Consider the following 14,737-nt stretch of genomic DNA (forward strand, 5'->3'; position numbering starts at 1 on the left):
GCCAAGATCAACACCGCTTGCCGCCCGAACGAGCGAATTCCGGCACCCCCGCCTGACCCCGCGCCCCGCCCATGACCTGCGTCAGAGGCGGGGCGTCACTTTGCGTGTCCGCCGCGGTCGTTGGTCGCCGCCCCCGCACGGAGCTACTGTCTGCCGCGTTTCCCCGACGCCGGGGAAACGGTCCTGTCCGCCAGCGGAAGGAGAGCGGCTTCCCGTGGGGTCCCATCGTCGCCTTGCATCGCCCGGATTCGACCGGGGCGCCAACGCAGCGCTCTGCGTCATGTCGGCCGCCGCCGCGGCCCTCGGGGTCACACCGGCCACGGCCGCGCCACAGGACGACACCCGCGCCAAGGTGGACCGCCTCTACGAGGAGGCAGAGAAGGCCACCGAGGCCTACAACAAGGCCGACGAGCGCGCCGACCAACTCCGCGAGCAGGTGGGCCGGGCCCAGGACCGGATCGCCCGGCAGCAGGAGGACATCAACTCCAAGCGGGACGTGCTCGGTTCGCTGGCCGGCGCCCAGTACCGCTCCGGCGGACTCGACCCGTCCCTCGCCCTGCTGCTCTCCGACGACCCCGAGGACTACCTCGACAAGGCCGCCGCGCTCGCCCGCATCAGCGCCCACCAGGCCGGTGAGCTGAAAGAGCTCCAGGACGCCATGCGCGTCCTCGCCCAGGAGCGCGCCGAGGCGGCCGGCAAGCTCGTCGAGCTGGAGAAGAGCCGCACGGCCGTCGCCGGCCACAAGCGGACCGTCGAGCGCAAGCTCGCCGAGGCCCGCAGGCTCCTCAACTCCCTGACGGAGAGCGACCGCGCCGCCTACGACCGGGCCTCGCGCTCCGGCCGGATGGACATGCCCGACTTCGGCAGCCTCGTCCCGGCCTCGGGCCGTGCCGCGGCCGCGGTCGCCGCCGCCCAGTCCGCGGTGGGCAAGCCGTACATCTGGGGCGCCAACGGGCCCTCCGGCTTCGACTGTTCGGGCCTGATCCAGTGGTCGTACGCCCAGGCCGGCGTCTCCCTGCCGCGCACCTCGCAGGGCCAGCGGTACGCCGGCCGGCAGGTCCCGCTCTCCGAGGCGCAGCCGGGCGACGTCGTCACCTACCGCTCCGACGCCAGCCATGTCGGGATGTACATGGGCAACGGCCAGGTGGTCCACGCGCCCTACCCCGGCGCACCCGTGCGCTACGACCCGGTGGGCATGATCCCCGGGGCGACGGTCACCAGGGTCTGACCTCCGCGCCCCCGCCGCCGTACGATCGGGAAGTGGCTGGTCGAAGGCGGGCGTCGGGAACGCGAGTCGTCGTCGCCGTCTGCCTGTTGCTCGCCGCACTGGTGGGCTGCGGCGGGCGGCCCGCGACCGACAGCGCCCGGGCCGAGGTGCAGAGCCTCCTGGACCGGCGGGCCGGCGCGATCCTCGACCATGACGAGGCCGCCTATCTGCGCACCGGCGCGCGGGGCTGGTTCGGCGATCTGCGCGCGGTGCCCCTCGCCGACTGGTCGTACCGGCTGACCGGCCTGCGCCGCACCGGCGACACCGCCGTCGCCGACGCCGAGCTCCGCTATCGCGTCAAGGGCTACGACCGGGCTCCCGTCCGGGCCGGCCGCACCCTGCGCCTTGTTCTTCACGCCGAGGGCCGCTGGTACGTAGAGTCCGACCGGCCCGCGAAGGGCTCCGCCGAGCAGCTCTGGGACCAGGGCGAGGTCGGGGTCGTACGCGGCGAGGACAGCCTCGTCCTGGGTGTCGGGCAGTCCGCCGCGCAGCTTCGGTCGTACGCGCGGCTGGCCGACCACGCGGTGCCGGCCGTGTCGCAGGCATGGGGCACGAGCTGGGCCCGGCACGTCGTCGTACTGGTGCCGGGGTCGCTGACCGACATGGCGGGTCTGCTGGGCGCGCCCGCGTCCTCCTACCGCGGGATCGCCGCGGTCACCACCGGTGAGACCGGCGCCCCGGCCGGCGCTCCCGCCGACCGGATCATCCTCAACCCCGACGCGTACGGCGTCCTCGGCGACACCGGCAAGCAGGTCGTCCTCACCCACGAGACCACGCACGTGGCCACCCGCGCCCACACCACCCCCGCCACCCCGCTGTGGCTCTCCGAGGGCTACGCCGACTGGATCGGCTACCTCGGCAGCGGCAGCTCCCCGTCCCGGGCGGCCCCCGAACTGCGACGCGCGGTGGCCGAGGGCCGGGTGCCCGAGAGCCTCCCCCTGGACGCGGACTTCGGCTTCGCCGGCGACGCGACCGAACTGGCCCGGGCCTACGAGGGCGGCTGGATGGCCTGCCGCATGATCGCGGACCGCTGGGGCGAGGTCAGGCTCGCCGAGTTCTACCGCGCGGTGGGCGGCCACGAGCGGCGGGCCGGGGCGGTCGAGGGTGCGCTGAAGGACGTGCTCGGGACCTCGCTGGAGGACTTCACGGTCCAGTGGGGGGACTATCTGCGGGCACAGCTCGGCTGAGGGCCGTCATCCGCGGCGGGCGGGGCCTGAGGGCCGCCGTGCGGCGGGCCGGGGCTCAGGAGGGCAGGGACGTTTCCCTGGGGCGGGCGGGCTGTGCCGGGACGGCGACGGAGGCGGTGCGGGTGACCGTCGAGCGCCAGAGCACGCGGGCGGCGAGGACGGTGGCGAGGACCAGCAGTCCGTTGCGCAGGAACAGAAGGGCGACGCCGAGGCCGTCGCTGGCGACGACGTGCGAGAACCAGACCGGGAACTCCAGGACCGTGGCGAGGCACGCCGCGAGGACCAGGGTGACCGGGAGCCGCATCCGGCTCTCGCGGAAACACAGGCACACGGCCGCGAGGCCGACCAGCCACACCATGTACTGCGGGCTGATCACCCGGCTCGTCGTCGTGAACATCAGCACCGCCACGAAGGCCGCCTCGGCGAGCGTGTGCGCCTCGAACCGCCGCGCCTTCAGCCGCCACAGCAGCAGCCAGCCGAAGGCCAGCCCGCTCAGCACCAGGGCGGCCGTGCTGACGACGTCGACGTACGGGCCGAGGAACTCCACCGAGCCGTAGTTCAGCAGCACCTGGCCGTCCCAGCCGTACTGCCGGGCCACGTGGAAGACCAGCGCGCCCAGCGACTCCACCTCGGTGCCGCGGTCGCGCTGGAAGGTCAGGAAGGCGAAGGCGCCCGGCATGGCGAGCGCGAACACCGCCGCCAGGGCGCCGGCGGTCAGCGCGGCCCAGGCCCAGGCGTCGCGTCTGCGGGCCGCGACCAGCAGCAGCACCGGCCACACCTTCAGCATCGCCCCGAAGGCCGTCAGGGCGCCCATCAGCCGCGGCCGGCGGGCGCCCGCGAGCAGCGCGGCCACGGCGACGGCGGTGACCATCACGTCGTAGCGCGCGTACACGGTCGGTCCGAGCAGCGGTACGCCCGCCACCCACACCCAGGTCCCGCGCACGGTGCGGCCCGGGCGCAGGCCGCCGTACAGCAGGAGCAGCAGGACGGCCAGGTCGGCGGTGAACGCAAGGACGAAGAACGCCGACGGATAGTCCAGCCAGAAGGCCAGCGCGGGGGAGAGTACGGCGAGGGCCCCGGCGGGCGGGTACTGCCAGGTGACGTCGTTCAGCGGGAAGGTGCCGGTGCGCAGCACCTCGTACCAGCCGTGGTAGATGACCGAGACGTCGCTGGTGACGTCCGGGCCCGGGAAGACGAACACCTTGAACACGAAGAGCAGCAGGACGACCCTGGTCAGGCCCCAGACGCCGAGAAGCCACGCCAGGGACCGCCGCGTGCCCATCGTGTCCACCGATTCCCCTGCCGTTCGATTTCCGCCTCGAGTGGAACATGATGTCGTGTCCGGCTGTGTGCGGGCCACCAACGTGGCCGGGCCCGGCTGTGAACGGCTGCTTCGATAAGGTCGGCGGCGATGCACAAGACCCTGATCGTGACGAACGACTTCCCGCCCCGCCCCGGCGGCATCCAGGCCTTCCTGCACAACATGGCGCTGCGGCTCGACCCGGAGCGCCTCGTCGTCTACGCCTCGACCTGGAAGCGGGGCCGCGAGGGAGCCGAGGCCACGGCCGCCTTCGACGCCGAGCAGCCCTTCACGGTCGTACGGGACCGTACGACGATGCTGCTGCCGACGCCCGGGGCGACCCGGCGGGCGGTCGGGCTGCTGCGCGAGCACGGCTGTACGTCGGTGTGGTTCGGGGCCGCGGCACCGCTCGGCCTGATGGCGCCGGCGCTGCGGAAGGCGGGCGCCGAGCGGCTGGTGGCCACGACCCACGGCCATGAGGCGGGGTGGGCCCAGCTTCCCGCGGCCCGGCAGTTGCTGGGGCGGATCGGGGAGGCGACGGACACGATCACCTACCTCGGCGAGTACACGCGCTCGCGGATCGCGACCGCCCTGACGCCCGAGGCCGTCTCGCGGATGGCGCAGCTCCCGCCGGGGGTCGACGAGAAGACCTTCCATCCCGGGTCGGGCGGCGACGAGGTGCGGGCGCGACTGGGGCTGACGGACCGGCCGGTCGTGGTGTGCGTGTCCCGGCTGGTGCGGCGCAAGGGACAGGACACCCTGATCCAGGCGATGCCGCGGATCCTGGCCGCCGAGCCGGAGGCCGTCCTGCTGATCGTCGGGGGCGGGCCGTACGAGAAGGACCTGCGCAGGCTCGCCCATGACACGGGCGTGGCCGGCTCGGTCCACTTCACCGGCCCGGTGCCCTGGTCCGAGCTGCCCGCGCACTACGGCGCCGGCGACGTCTTCGCGATGCCGTGCCGCACCCGCCGGGGCGGCCTGGACGTCGAGGGGCTCGGGATCGTCTACCTGGAGGCTTCGGCGACGGGACTGCCGGTCGTCGCCGGTGACTCGGGCGGGGCGCCGGACGCCGTGCTCGACGGGGAGACCGGCTGGGTGGTGCGGGGCGGCTCCCCGCAGGAAGCCGCCGAGCGCATCATCACGCTCCTGGGCGACGCCGAACTCCGCGCCCGGATGGGGGAGCGTGGCCGGGAGTGGGTCGAGGAGAAGTGGCGGTGGGACCTCTTGGCGCAGAGGCTGCAGACGCTGCTGTAGTGCAACGCCCTCAGGGGCACGGGGAACTGCGCGCTCGACCACGGAAGACCCGCGGTCGACACCGCAGTTCCGCGGCCCCCCTCGGCTACTTCTGGTAGATCGCTTCGATCTCGTCCGAGTAGTCCTTGGCCACGACGTTGCGCTTCAGCTTCAGCGACGGCGTCAGATGGCCCGAGTCCTCGGTGAACTGGGCCGGCAGGATGCGGAACTTGCGCACCGACTCCGCCTTCGACACCGCGGCGTTGCCGTCGTCGATCGCCGACTGGATCGCGGCCAGCAGGTCGGCGTCCTCGCGCAGCGTCGCCGCGGTGGAGCCCGCGGGCTTGCCGTGGTCGGCGCACCAGCGCTCGAGGAACTCCTCGTCGATGGTGACCAGCGCGCCCACGAACGGCCGTCCGTCGCCGACCACCATGCACTCCGCGACCAGCGCGTGCGCCCGGATACGGTCCTCGATCACGGCCGGGGCGACGTTCTTGCCGCCCGCGGTGACGATGATCTCCTTCTTGCGGCCGGTGATCCGGAGGTAGCCGTCCTCGTCGAGGGTGCCGATGTCACCGGTGTGGAACCAGCCGTCGGCCAGCGCCTCCTCGGTCGCGCCCGGGTTGTTCCAGTACTCCTTGAACAGGTGCTCGCCGTGCAGCAGCACCTCCCCGTCGTCCGCGATGCGCACCACGGAACCCGGCAGCGGCTGACCGACCGTGCCGATCTTCTGCCGGTCCCAGGGGTTGAACGCGGTCGCCGCACAGGACTCGGTCAGGCCGTAGCCCTCCAGGACCGTGAAGCCGATGCCGCGGAAGAAGTGCCCGAGCCGCTCGCCCAGCGGGGCGCCGCCGGAGATGGCGTACTCGCCCTTGCCGCCGAGCACCGCGCGCAGCTTGCTGTAGACCAGCTTGTCGAAGACCTTGTGCTTGATCTTCAGACCGACGGGCGGGCCGGACGGGGTGTCCAGCGCCTTGCTGTAGGCGATCGCCGTGTCGGCGGCCTTGTCGAAGATCTTGCCCTTGCCGTCGGCCTGCGCCTTGGCGCGCGCCGAGTTGTAGACCTTCTCGAAGACGCGCGGCACGCCCAGGATCAGCGTCGGGCGGAACGAGGCCAGCTCGTCGGTGAGGTTCTTGATGTCCGGGACGGTGCCCAGCTTGATCGGCGCCATCATCGGGGCGACCTGCACCAGTCGGCCGAAGACGTGCGCCAGCGGCAGGAAGAGCAGCACCGAGCACTCGCCGGTGCGGAACAGGGGCCGCAGCCGCTCGACGATGTTGCCGCACTCCGCGAAGAAGCTGCGGTGGGTCAGCACACAGCCCTTGGGGCGGCCGGTGGTGCCGGAGGTGTACACGATCGTCGCCGCGTCGTCGGCCTTCGCCAGCGAGCTGCGCTCCTCGACGGTCGCGTCGCTGATGTCCTGGCCGAGCCGGCCCAGCTCCTCGACGCCGCCGGCCTCGATCTGCCACACGTGCTTCAGCGCGGGCAGCCGGTCGCGTACCGACTCCACGGCGGCGGTGTGGCCGTCCAGCTCGACGACGCAGGCGGTGGCGCCCGAGTCGGAGAGGATCCACTGGATCTGCTCCGGCGAGCTGGTCTCGTACACCGGCACGGTGACCGCGCCCGCGGACCAGATCGCGAAGTCGAGCAGCGTCCACTCGTAACGGGTACGGGACATCAGGCCCACCCGGTCGCCCGGCTGGACGCCGGAGGCGATGAGCCCCTTCGCTGCCGCGCGCACCTCCGCGAGGAACGTGGTGGCCGTAACGTCCTGCCAGGCACCGCCCACCTTGCGGGCGATGACGGCCACGTCCGGGTGCTGCGCGGCGTTTCTGCGGACGATGTCGGTGAGATTGCCGTCCGCAGGGACCTCGTACAAAGCCGGAAGGCTGAACTCGCGCAAGACTGCTGCTCCTCATAGGGCGCCGGCGCCACGACGTTGTGTGATGCGACGGTGCGGTCCAAGGCTCGGGCAAGTGCTCATGGATTCACATGTTGAAATCCAGAGCACGACTGGACCGACCGGACGTTACCCGCCGGTATGGCTTCTTCGACAGGGGGTCCAGGCGAGATGTTCGCTGCGTCACACGGATTGGTGTTTCTGCGCGCACAGTAGTCGAGCGCTCTGACGACTGGCCAGTAACCATCGCTTCGGTCGCCACTGTTCACGTATGCCGCACACGCCTACCCTTGATCGCCATGGCACCGACACCGACGGGAAACACCAGGACCCGCGTTCATGTGGTCAGCGATGTGCACGGCAACGCCCGCGACCTGGCCGTGGCCGGCGAGGGCGCGGACGCCCTGATCTGCCTGGGTGACCTGGTGCTGTTCCTGGACTACGCCGACCACTCGCGCGGCATCTTCCCCGACCTGTTCGGAGTGGAGAACGCCGACCGCATCGTGGAACTGCGCACCGCCCGGCGCTTCGAGGAGGCACGGGATTTCGGGGCGCGGCTGTGGGCCGGGATCGGCGCCGACCGGGGCGCTGCGATCGAGAAGGCGGTGCGCAAGCAGTACGCCGAGCTGTTCGCGGCGTTCCCCACACCGACGTACGCCACCTACGGCAATGTCGACATGCCGCCCCTGTGGGCGGAGTACGCCGGGCCCGGCACGACGGTGCTGGACGGGCAGCGGGTCGAGATCGGCGGCTGGACCTTCGGCTTCGTCGGCGGCGGCCTGCGCACCCCGATGCGCACGCCGTACGAGATCAGCGACGAGGAGTACGCGGCCAAGATCGAGGCCGTCGGTGAGGTGGACGTGCTGTGCACCCACATTCCGCCGGAGGTCCCGGAGCTCGTCTACGACACGGTGGCCCGGCGCTTCGAGCGGGGGAGCAAGGCGCTGCTGGCGGCGATCCGCCGTACCCGTCCCCGTTACTCCCTCTTCGGACACGTCCATCAGCCGCTCGCGGGGCGGATGCGGATCGGGGCCACGGAGTGCGTGAACGTGGGGCACTTCGCGGCCTCCGGAAAGCCATGGGCGCTGGAATGGTGAGTGAATTCGGCGGCGGTGGGCGCTTTCCGCGACGATCGCGCAGGTGGGGGTGAAGTCGGCCGGTCGGGCGCGCGGTAGCCTTCACGCTGCGCACGCGTGCGCACCACGTTTTCCTACCGGCCCGCATCTGGAGGAGCCACGGCGATGGCGGAACACACCAGCTCGAGCATCACGATCGAGGCGGCACCGGCCGACGTGATGGGGGTGATCGCCGACTTCGCCCGCTACCCGGACTGGACCGGCGAGGTGAAGGAGGCGGAGGTCCTCAAGACCGACGACGAGGGCCGCGCCGAGCAGGTCCGCCTGGTCATGGACGCCGGCGCGATCAAGGACGACCAGGTCCTCGGGTACACCTGGACCGGCGAGAACGAGGTGTCCTGGACGCTGGTGAAGTCCCAGATGCTGCGCTCCCTCGACGGTTCGTACATCCTCAAGCCGGCGGGCGCCGGTTCCACCGAGGTCACCTACCAGCTCACGGTCGACGTCAAGATCCCGATGCTGGGGATGATCAAGCGCAAGGCCGAGAAGGTCATCATCGACCGGGCACTGGCGGGGCTGAAGAAGCGGGTGGAGTCGGGGAAGTAGGGGTTCGCGGCGGTAGGTGGGGGTACGCGAAACCAGCCTGAACCTCGACGTCCGTTACGGTTCACCCCCATGCGCACCATCCTGATCACGGGCCCCGGCGGCAGCGGCCGTACCACCGTCGCCGCCGCCACCGCGCTCGCCGCCGCCCGTGAGGGCACCCGCACCCTCGTCCTGAGCGCCGACCGCACCGACACCCTGGGCGCGGCACTCGGCGTGCGCACCGCGGCGGCCCCCACCCAGGTCGCGCCCGGTCTCACCGCCTGGCGCCCCGACGCCGCCACCGGATTCCGGGACGACCTCGCCGCCTTCCAGGAGCGCGCCACCACCGCCCTCGACCTCCTCGGCGCCTCCCGGCTCGACCCGGAGGAGGTCACCCCCCTCCCCGGCGCCGAGGAACTCGCGCTGCTGCGGGCGCTGCGGGACGCCGCCCTCGCCGAGGCCCACGACCTGCTCGTCGTCGACCTGCCCGCCACCCCGCACGCCCTCGCCCTGCTCTCCCTGCCCGAGGAACTGCGCCGCTATCTGCGCCGCCTGCTCCCGCCCGAGCGCCAGGCCGCCCGGGCACTGCGGCCCGTCCTCGGACGGCTGGCCGGAGTGCCGATGCCCGCGGAGTGGCTGTACGAGACCACCGCCCGCTGGGACGTCGAGCTCGCCGCAGTGGAGGCGGTCCTCGCCGACCGCGACACCGTCGTACGGCTGGTCGCCGAACCCGGCCAGGGCGGCGCCGACGCCGTGCGCGCCGCCGGCCTCGCCCTCGCCCTGCGCGGACTGCGCCCCGACCTGGTGATCGCCAACCGCGTCCTGCCGGAGTCGGAGGCCGCGGCCGGTAGCTGGCTCGCCGGGCCCGTCGCCCAGCAGCGCAAGGTCCTGGAGGAGTGGGGGGAGACGTACGACGTCCACGGCGTCGCCCACCTCGGGCGCGACCCCCGTGGCGCCGAGGACCTCGCGGAGCTCGCGACGCCCGCCGTCAACGGCACGTCGTCCACCGTCGAGTGGCCCGTCACCGAACGGCTCGCCGAGGACGGCGGCAGCCGGGTCTTCGTCTGGCACATCCCGCTGCCCGGCGCCGTCCGCGACGAACTCGACCTCATCCGGCGCGACGACGAACTCGTCGTCACCGCCGGGCAGTTCCGGCGCATCGCGCCCCTGCCGTCGGCCCTGCGCCGGTGCACCGTGGAGGGGGCCGGCCTGCGCGACGGCGAGCTGCAGATCCGGTTCGTGCCGGATCCGGACCTGTGGCCACGGTCCCGGTGAAGCAGATACGCCCGTTCGGGTAACGTCGGAGAGACGAACCGTAGTCAGGAGTCCGTCATGAGCGAAGAGCTCCCCCCGTCCGACGCCGCCGAGCCCGAGGCCGTCGACGAGGCACGGGCGACCGACGCCGACGCCTGGGCGACGGCGTGCGCCGAGGACCTCGCGGCGGAGAAGGCCCGCCGCCGCGCCCAGCACGGCCCGCCGCCGGGCTCGGCCGCCGAGGAACTGCGCAAGCTCGTCGACGCCGTCGCGGACAAGCTGTCGACCATCCAGTCGCCGCTGCTCGGCGCGGTCGCCGGACCCGCCGCCCAGCAGGTGGTCAAGCAGGTCGTGGAGCAGGCGAAGGCCGCCGTCGAGCCCGTCATCGACCGCAACCCGGACGTCTTCGACCACCTGGCCGCGGCCGGCAACGAACTCCTCGCCGCCTACCGCTCCGCGGTGCAGAACCAGGAACAGCGCTGGACGAGCCGTCCGAAGGACACCCAGGAGCTGGACGATCTCGACGACGACAAGCGAGACCCGGGCGAGGGCACCGGCCCCGGCCAGCGGATCGACCTGGACTGACGGAGCACGACTCCCTCTCCGGGCCCGGTCCGCCCGGCGGACGCCGGGCACTCGGAGGGAGGGCCTCGGGTACGGTTGGCCGTAGCGGGGCTCGACCGAAACTGAGGGATTCATGGGACTCACCATCGGCGTCGACATCGGCGGCACCAAGATCGCGGCCGGTGTGGTCGACGAGGAAGGCAACATCCTCTCGACCCACAAGGTGCCGACCCCGGGCACGCCCGACGGGATCGTGGACGCCATTGCCTCCGCCGTCGAGGGAGCACGGGCCGGGCACGAGATCGTCGGCGTGGGCATCGGTGCGGCAGGTTATGTCAACCGCCAGCGCTCCGAGGTCTACTTCGCGCCGAACATCGACTGGCGCAACGAGCCGCTGAAGGAGAAGGTCGAGGCCCGCGTCGGCCTCCCGGTCGTCGTGGAGAACGACGCCAACGCGGCCGCATGGGGCGAGTACAAGTTCGGCGCCGGCAAGGGCCACCGCAACGTCATCTGCATCACCCTGGGCACCGGCCTCGGCGGCGGCATCATCATCGGCAACAAGCTGCGCCGCGGGCACTACGGCGTGGCCGCCGAGTTCGGCCACATCCGCATGGTGCCGGACGGCCTGCTGTGCGGCTGCGGCTCGCAGGGCTGCTGGGAGCAGTACGCCTCCGGACGTGCCCTCGTCAGATACGCCAAGCAGCGCGCCAACGCCACCCCGGAGAACGCCGAGATCCTGCTGGGCCTCGGCGACGGCAGCCCCGAGGGCATCGAGGGCAAGCACATCTCCATGGCCGCCCGCCAGGGCGACCCGGTCGCCGTCGACTCCTACCGCGAGCTCGCCCGCTGGGCCGGTGCCGGCCTCGCCGACCTGGCCTCCCTGTTCGACCCGTCCGCCTTCATCGTCGGCGGCGGCCTCTCGGACGAGGGCGAACTGGTCCTCGACCCCATCCGCAAGTCCTACAAGCGCTGGCTGGTGGGCGGCAACTGGCGCCCGGTCGCCGACGTCATCGCCGCCCAACTCGGCAACGACGCGGGCCTGGTGGGCGCGGCGGACCTGGCCCGCGAGCCGGACCCGGTCATGTAGCGGACGCTTATCGGGGTGCGCCCACTGTGCCGACCCAGGGGCGCGGGGAACTGCGCGACAAGCCACGGACGACCGTCAGTCGCGCACGCAACCCCGCGCCCCGACCTCTTGGGCGCACCCACCCCCGTCCCGGCGTAAATTGACCCGCATGGCAACGTCCCCCTCGGCGCTACCAACGTCCCGCACCGAACCCGACGGCTCCGCAGTCATCCGCGTCCTCAGCTACAACATCCGCTCCATGCGCGACGACACGGACGCCCTCGCCCGCGTCATCCGCGCCTGCGACCCCGACCTGGTCCTGATCCAGGAAGCCCCCCGCTTCTTCCGCTGGCGCAAGAAGCTCGCCCGGCTGGCCCGCGAGGCCGACCTCGTCGTCCTCACCGGCGGCGCCACCGCCGCGGGCCCGGCGATCCTGTGCAACCTGAGGGCCACCGTGGAGCGGACGCAGGACGTGCTCCTCCCGCTCACCCCCGGACTGCACCGGCGCGGCTTCGCCACGGCCGTGGTCCGCTTCGGCGGCGCCCGCCTCGGCGTGCTGAGCTGCCATCTCTCCCTGCAGAAGGACGAGCGCTTCGAGCAGGGCGGCATGCTCCTGGACCATCTCGCCGGCCTGGGCACGGAGCACGCGATCGCCGGCGGCGACCTCAACGACCGCCCCACCGGCCGCACCTTCGGCCTGCTCGCCGACAGCCTCCAGGACTGCTGGGCCACCGCCCCCTGGGGCGGTGAGTACTCCTCGACCCCGGCCGACCCGCACCAGCGCATCGACGCGATCTTCGCCACCAAGGGCATCGAGGTGCTCGGCTGCGGTGTCCCGGCCGGCCGGCCTGGGGTGACGCAGACAGACCTGAGGGCGGCCACGGACCACCTTCCGGTCCTGGCCGCCCTCAAAGTCCCCGCAGCGCGGTAGGTCAGACGACGGCGCCCCGGCCGGGGTCGTCGTCCTCGTCGTCGGTCTTCATCCGCATCACCAGGGTGGCGAACCCGCCCAGGAAGCCGCCGATGCCGAGGGTCGCCAGCCACCACGTCATGTCCCAGCCGAACAGCACGGCGAGCAGCAGCAGGACCGGCCCGCCGATCACCGCGAGCCAGGCGAACTTCGAGGTCGCGTCGGCGGCGGGCAGCGGCGGCGGCTCCGGCGGCACGAAGTGGCCCTCGTCGTCGGCCTCGAAGTCGTCCTCGGACGGCTCGGCCACGCTGTAGTCGCGCGGCCCGACGCCGGGCGCGAAGGACACCGAGCTGCCCAGCGGCCCGGCGGGCTTGTCCCCGGCCGGCTCGTCGGCCTGCTTGACCGCCGGACCGGTCTCGTCCTCGGCGCCCTTGTCGCCCTTGGGCTCCGGGGCCGCCGCACCGCTCGTCTCGCCGTTCGCCTCGGTCTCCAGCAGCGCCAGGTCCTCGACCGACTTGAAGGGCTTCGCGCCCGGCGGGTCCTTCGGCTCCTCGCCGAACCCGGCGACGATCGCGGCCCAGGCGGCGTCCTCGTCGAACGGGACGTGCTGCTCCTCGGGCTCGCTGTCCTCGCGCTTCTCGCGATCGGAGTCGTGCTCAGCCACGTGTGGTCGTCCCTTCCTTGCCGACGCCGGTCACGATCCGGTCGATGAATCCGAGGCTCTCCTCGAAGATCCGGCCCGCATCATGGTCCAACGTCGCCACGTGATAGCTCTGTTCCAGCACGAGCTCCGTTACGTCCGTGGAGGACACCCGGCTCAGGATCCGGGCCGTGTCCACGCCGGGCACGGTGTGGTCCTGCCTGCTGCGCAGAACCAGCAGTGGCTGGGTGACCTGCGGCAACTCGCCGTCGACCAACTGGAAGAAGTTCCGCAGGGAGTGCGCCGAGTGCAGCGGCACCCGGTCGTACCCGAGCTCGGTGGCTCCCTCCTTGGCGATGTCGCTGGCGATCCCCGGCACCGTGCGCACGAGGTGCCGGGAGACGGGGAGGGTGTACGCGAACAGACCGTGCACCTTGTTCGCCGGGTTGACGACCACGACCCCGGCCACGTCCTGTCCGTGCTTCGCGGCGAGCCGCAGGGCCAGGGCGCCGCCCATGGACAGGCCGGCCACGAAGACCCGCGCGCAGCGGTCGCGCAGGGCGCGCAGCTCGCGGTCCACCTCGGCGTACCAGTCCTGCCATCCGGTGAGCCGCATGTCCTCCCAGCGGGTGCCGTGCCCCGGCAGCAGCGGCAGCGAGACGGTGAGCCCGCGCTCGGCGAGGTACTCCGCCCAGGGGCGCAGGGACTGCGGGGAACCGGTGAAGCCGTGGCAGAGGAGGACCCCGACCTCCCCGCCCTCGCGGCGGTACGGCTCGGCTCCAGGAAGGACCGGCACCTTACGGTCTCCTGTTCGTGAGAAGGACGACATGGACGAGAGCGACATGAACCCACGCGGCGCAGCCGCGTGCCGATAGAGCCAGGTGTGCTTCACCGTACGCGACCGCACTGACACCGACCAGGGCCGTCGGGCTCATTGACGGCGCTCCGGGTTAAGGTCTGATCGACAGACACAGGAGGCACTCGGTTGTTGTACGGCACGATGAAGGTGGCCATCGGGGGACCGTTGAAGGTCGCCTTCCGGCCCTGGGTGGAGGGCCTGGAGAACATTCCCGCCGAGGGTGCCGCGATCCTGGCGAGCAATCACCTGTCCTTCTCCGACTCGTTCTTCCTGCCCGCGGTCCTCGACCGCAAGGTGACCTTCATCGCGAAGGCCGAGTACTTCACCACCCCGGGCGTCAAGGGCCGGTTGACGGCGGCCTTCTTCAAGGGCGTCGGCCAGCTCCCCGTGGACCGCTCCGGGGGGCGCGGCGCGGGCGAGGCCGCCGTCAAGAGCGGCATCAACGTCCTGGAGCGCGGCGAGCTGTTCGGCATCTACCCCGAGGGCACGCGCTCGCCCGACGGCCGGCTCTACCGGGGCAAGCCCGGCGGCCTCGCACGCGTGGCGCTCGCCACCGGCGCGCCGGTCATCCCGGTCGCCATGATCGACACGGAGAAGATCCAGCCGCCCGGCAAGGTCATGCCCAAGCTCATGCGGCCGGGCATCCGGATCGGCAAGCCCCTCGACTTCAGCCGTTACCAGGGCATGGAGCACGACCGCTTCGTGCTGCGCGCGGTGACCGACGAGGTCATGTACGAGATCATGAAGCTCTCCGGCCAGGAGTACGTCGACATGTACGCGACCGCCGCCAAGCGGCAGATCGCGGAGGCGGCCAAGGCGGAGAAGGAACAGGCGAAGAAGGCCCAGCAGGAGAAGTAGCGGGCCGGCGCGAGAAGCGGGCGGACGAGGCGGAGCGG

The 14,737-nt window shown here is 72.2% G+C and carries 14 protein-coding genes; 10 read left to right on the forward strand and 4 right to left on the reverse strand.

Annotation, left to right across the window (positions count from 1 at the left end):
* The first annotated feature begins 214 nt into the window (after positions 1–214).
* Positions 215–1,228 carry a C40 family peptidase gene (locus ACZ69Q_RS20505; protein ID WP_471043647.1) on the forward strand — a complete coding sequence of 338 codons (1,014 nt, stop codon included), beginning with the start codon at positions 215–217 and terminating at the stop codon, positions 1,226–1,228.
* A gap of 32 nt (positions 1,229–1,260) precedes the next feature.
* Positions 1,261–2,454, forward strand: a complete 1,194-nt coding sequence (locus ACZ69Q_RS20510; RefSeq protein WP_471043649.1) for a hypothetical protein — start codon at positions 1,261–1,263, stop codon at positions 2,452–2,454.
* 55 nt (positions 2,455–2,509) lie between these two features.
* On the opposite strand, the gene ACZ69Q_RS20515 is transcribed toward ACZ69Q_RS20510, so the two are convergent.
* A complete protein-coding gene (locus tag ACZ69Q_RS20515; RefSeq protein ID WP_471043651.1) occupies positions 2,510–3,745 on the reverse strand; it encodes a glycosyltransferase 87 family protein in 1,236 nt (411 codons plus the stop codon).
* Positions 3,746–3,865: 120 nt separating this feature from the next.
* Here ACZ69Q_RS20515 and ACZ69Q_RS20520 point away from each other — a divergent pair, with 120 nt between their 5' ends.
* On the forward strand, positions 3,866–5,008 hold the full coding sequence (locus ACZ69Q_RS20520) for a glycosyltransferase family 4 protein (RefSeq protein WP_471043653.1): 1,143 nt from the start codon (positions 3,866–3,868) through the stop codon (positions 5,006–5,008).
* Between the two features lie 85 nt (positions 5,009–5,093).
* Here the strand turns inward: ACZ69Q_RS20520 and ACZ69Q_RS20525 are convergent, their stop codons facing one another.
* Positions 5,094–6,890 (reverse strand): AMP-dependent synthetase/ligase, encoded by a 1,797-nt coding sequence (locus ACZ69Q_RS20525; RefSeq protein ID WP_471043655.1) that lies wholly within the window; start codon positions 6,888–6,890, stop codon positions 5,094–5,096.
* Positions 6,891–7,186: 296 nt separating this feature from the next.
* Between ACZ69Q_RS20525 and ACZ69Q_RS20530 the strand changes: the two genes are divergently transcribed.
* From ACZ69Q_RS20530 to ACZ69Q_RS20555, 6 genes are all read left to right on the forward strand, one after another.
* Positions 7,187–7,984, forward strand: coding sequence for a metallophosphoesterase family protein (locus tag ACZ69Q_RS20530; protein ID WP_471043656.1), 798 nt, complete (start codon positions 7,187–7,189; stop codon positions 7,982–7,984).
* A gap of 144 nt (positions 7,985–8,128) precedes the next feature.
* Complete coding sequence (locus tag ACZ69Q_RS20535) at positions 8,129–8,569, forward strand: SRPBCC family protein (RefSeq protein WP_471043659.1); 441 nt, start codon at positions 8,129–8,131, stop codon at positions 8,567–8,569.
* A 69-nt stretch (positions 8,570–8,638) separates the two neighbouring features.
* Positions 8,639–9,823, forward strand: coding sequence for an ArsA family ATPase (locus ACZ69Q_RS20540; RefSeq protein ID WP_471043661.1), 1,185 nt, complete (start codon positions 8,639–8,641; stop codon positions 9,821–9,823).
* 57 nt (positions 9,824–9,880) lie between these two features.
* On the forward strand, positions 9,881–10,387 hold the full coding sequence (locus ACZ69Q_RS20545) for a DUF5304 domain-containing protein (protein WP_471043663.1): 507 nt from the start codon (positions 9,881–9,883) through the stop codon (positions 10,385–10,387).
* A gap of 112 nt (positions 10,388–10,499) precedes the next feature.
* Positions 10,500–11,453, forward strand: a complete 954-nt coding sequence (locus ACZ69Q_RS20550) for an ROK family glucokinase (RefSeq protein ID WP_471043665.1) — start codon at positions 10,500–10,502, stop codon at positions 11,451–11,453.
* A gap of 148 nt (positions 11,454–11,601) precedes the next feature.
* Positions 11,602–12,363, forward strand: a complete 762-nt coding sequence (locus tag ACZ69Q_RS20555; RefSeq protein ID WP_471043667.1) for an endonuclease/exonuclease/phosphatase family protein — start codon at positions 11,602–11,604, stop codon at positions 12,361–12,363.
* A gap of 1 nt (position 12,364) precedes the next feature.
* Here ACZ69Q_RS20555 and ACZ69Q_RS20560 read toward each other — a convergent pair whose 3' ends face one another.
* Together ACZ69Q_RS20560 and ACZ69Q_RS20565 are read right to left on the reverse strand one after the other, a co-directional pair.
* Positions 12,365–13,006: a hypothetical protein gene (locus tag ACZ69Q_RS20560; RefSeq protein ID WP_471043670.1), complete on the reverse strand. Its 642-nt coding sequence runs from the start codon at positions 13,004–13,006 to the stop codon at positions 12,365–12,367.
* Positions 12,999–13,778 (reverse strand): alpha/beta hydrolase, encoded by a 780-nt coding sequence (locus ACZ69Q_RS20565; protein WP_471043672.1) that lies wholly within the window; start codon positions 13,776–13,778, stop codon positions 12,999–13,001. Before ACZ69Q_RS20565 ends, ACZ69Q_RS20560 begins: the two co-directional genes overlap by 8 nt.
* Before the next feature lie 192 nt (positions 13,779–13,970).
* Here ACZ69Q_RS20565 and ACZ69Q_RS20570 point away from each other — a divergent pair, with 192 nt between their 5' ends.
* A complete protein-coding gene (locus tag ACZ69Q_RS20570) occupies positions 13,971–14,699 on the forward strand; it encodes a lysophospholipid acyltransferase family protein (RefSeq protein ID WP_471043675.1) in 729 nt (242 codons plus the stop codon).
* Positions 14,700–14,737 lie beyond the last annotated feature (38 nt).

The sequence above is a fragment of the Streptomyces sp. NPDC036764 genome (assembly GCF_055609385.1).

Coding starts and splice junctions, on each gene's coding strand:
- ACZ69Q_RS20535 (WP_471043659.1), top strand. CDS start 8,129: ATGGCGGAACACACCAGCTCGAGCATCACGATCGAGGCGGCACCGGCC.
- ACZ69Q_RS20555 (WP_471043667.1), top strand. CDS start 11,602: ATGGCAACGTCCCCCTCGGCGCTACCAACGTCCCGCACCGAACCCGAC.
- ACZ69Q_RS20550 (WP_471043665.1), top strand. CDS start 10,500: ATGGGACTCACCATCGGCGTCGACATCGGCGGCACCAAGATCGCGGCC.
- ACZ69Q_RS20520 (WP_471043653.1), top strand. CDS start 3,866: ATGCACAAGACCCTGATCGTGACGAACGACTTCCCGCCCCGCCCCGGC.
- ACZ69Q_RS20545 (WP_471043663.1), top strand. CDS start 9,881: ATGAGCGAAGAGCTCCCCCCGTCCGACGCCGCCGAGCCCGAGGCCGTC.
- ACZ69Q_RS20540 (WP_471043661.1), top strand. CDS start 8,639: ATGCGCACCATCCTGATCACGGGCCCCGGCGGCAGCGGCCGTACCACC.
- ACZ69Q_RS20530 (WP_471043656.1), top strand. CDS start 7,187: ATGGCACCGACACCGACGGGAAACACCAGGACCCGCGTTCATGTGGTC.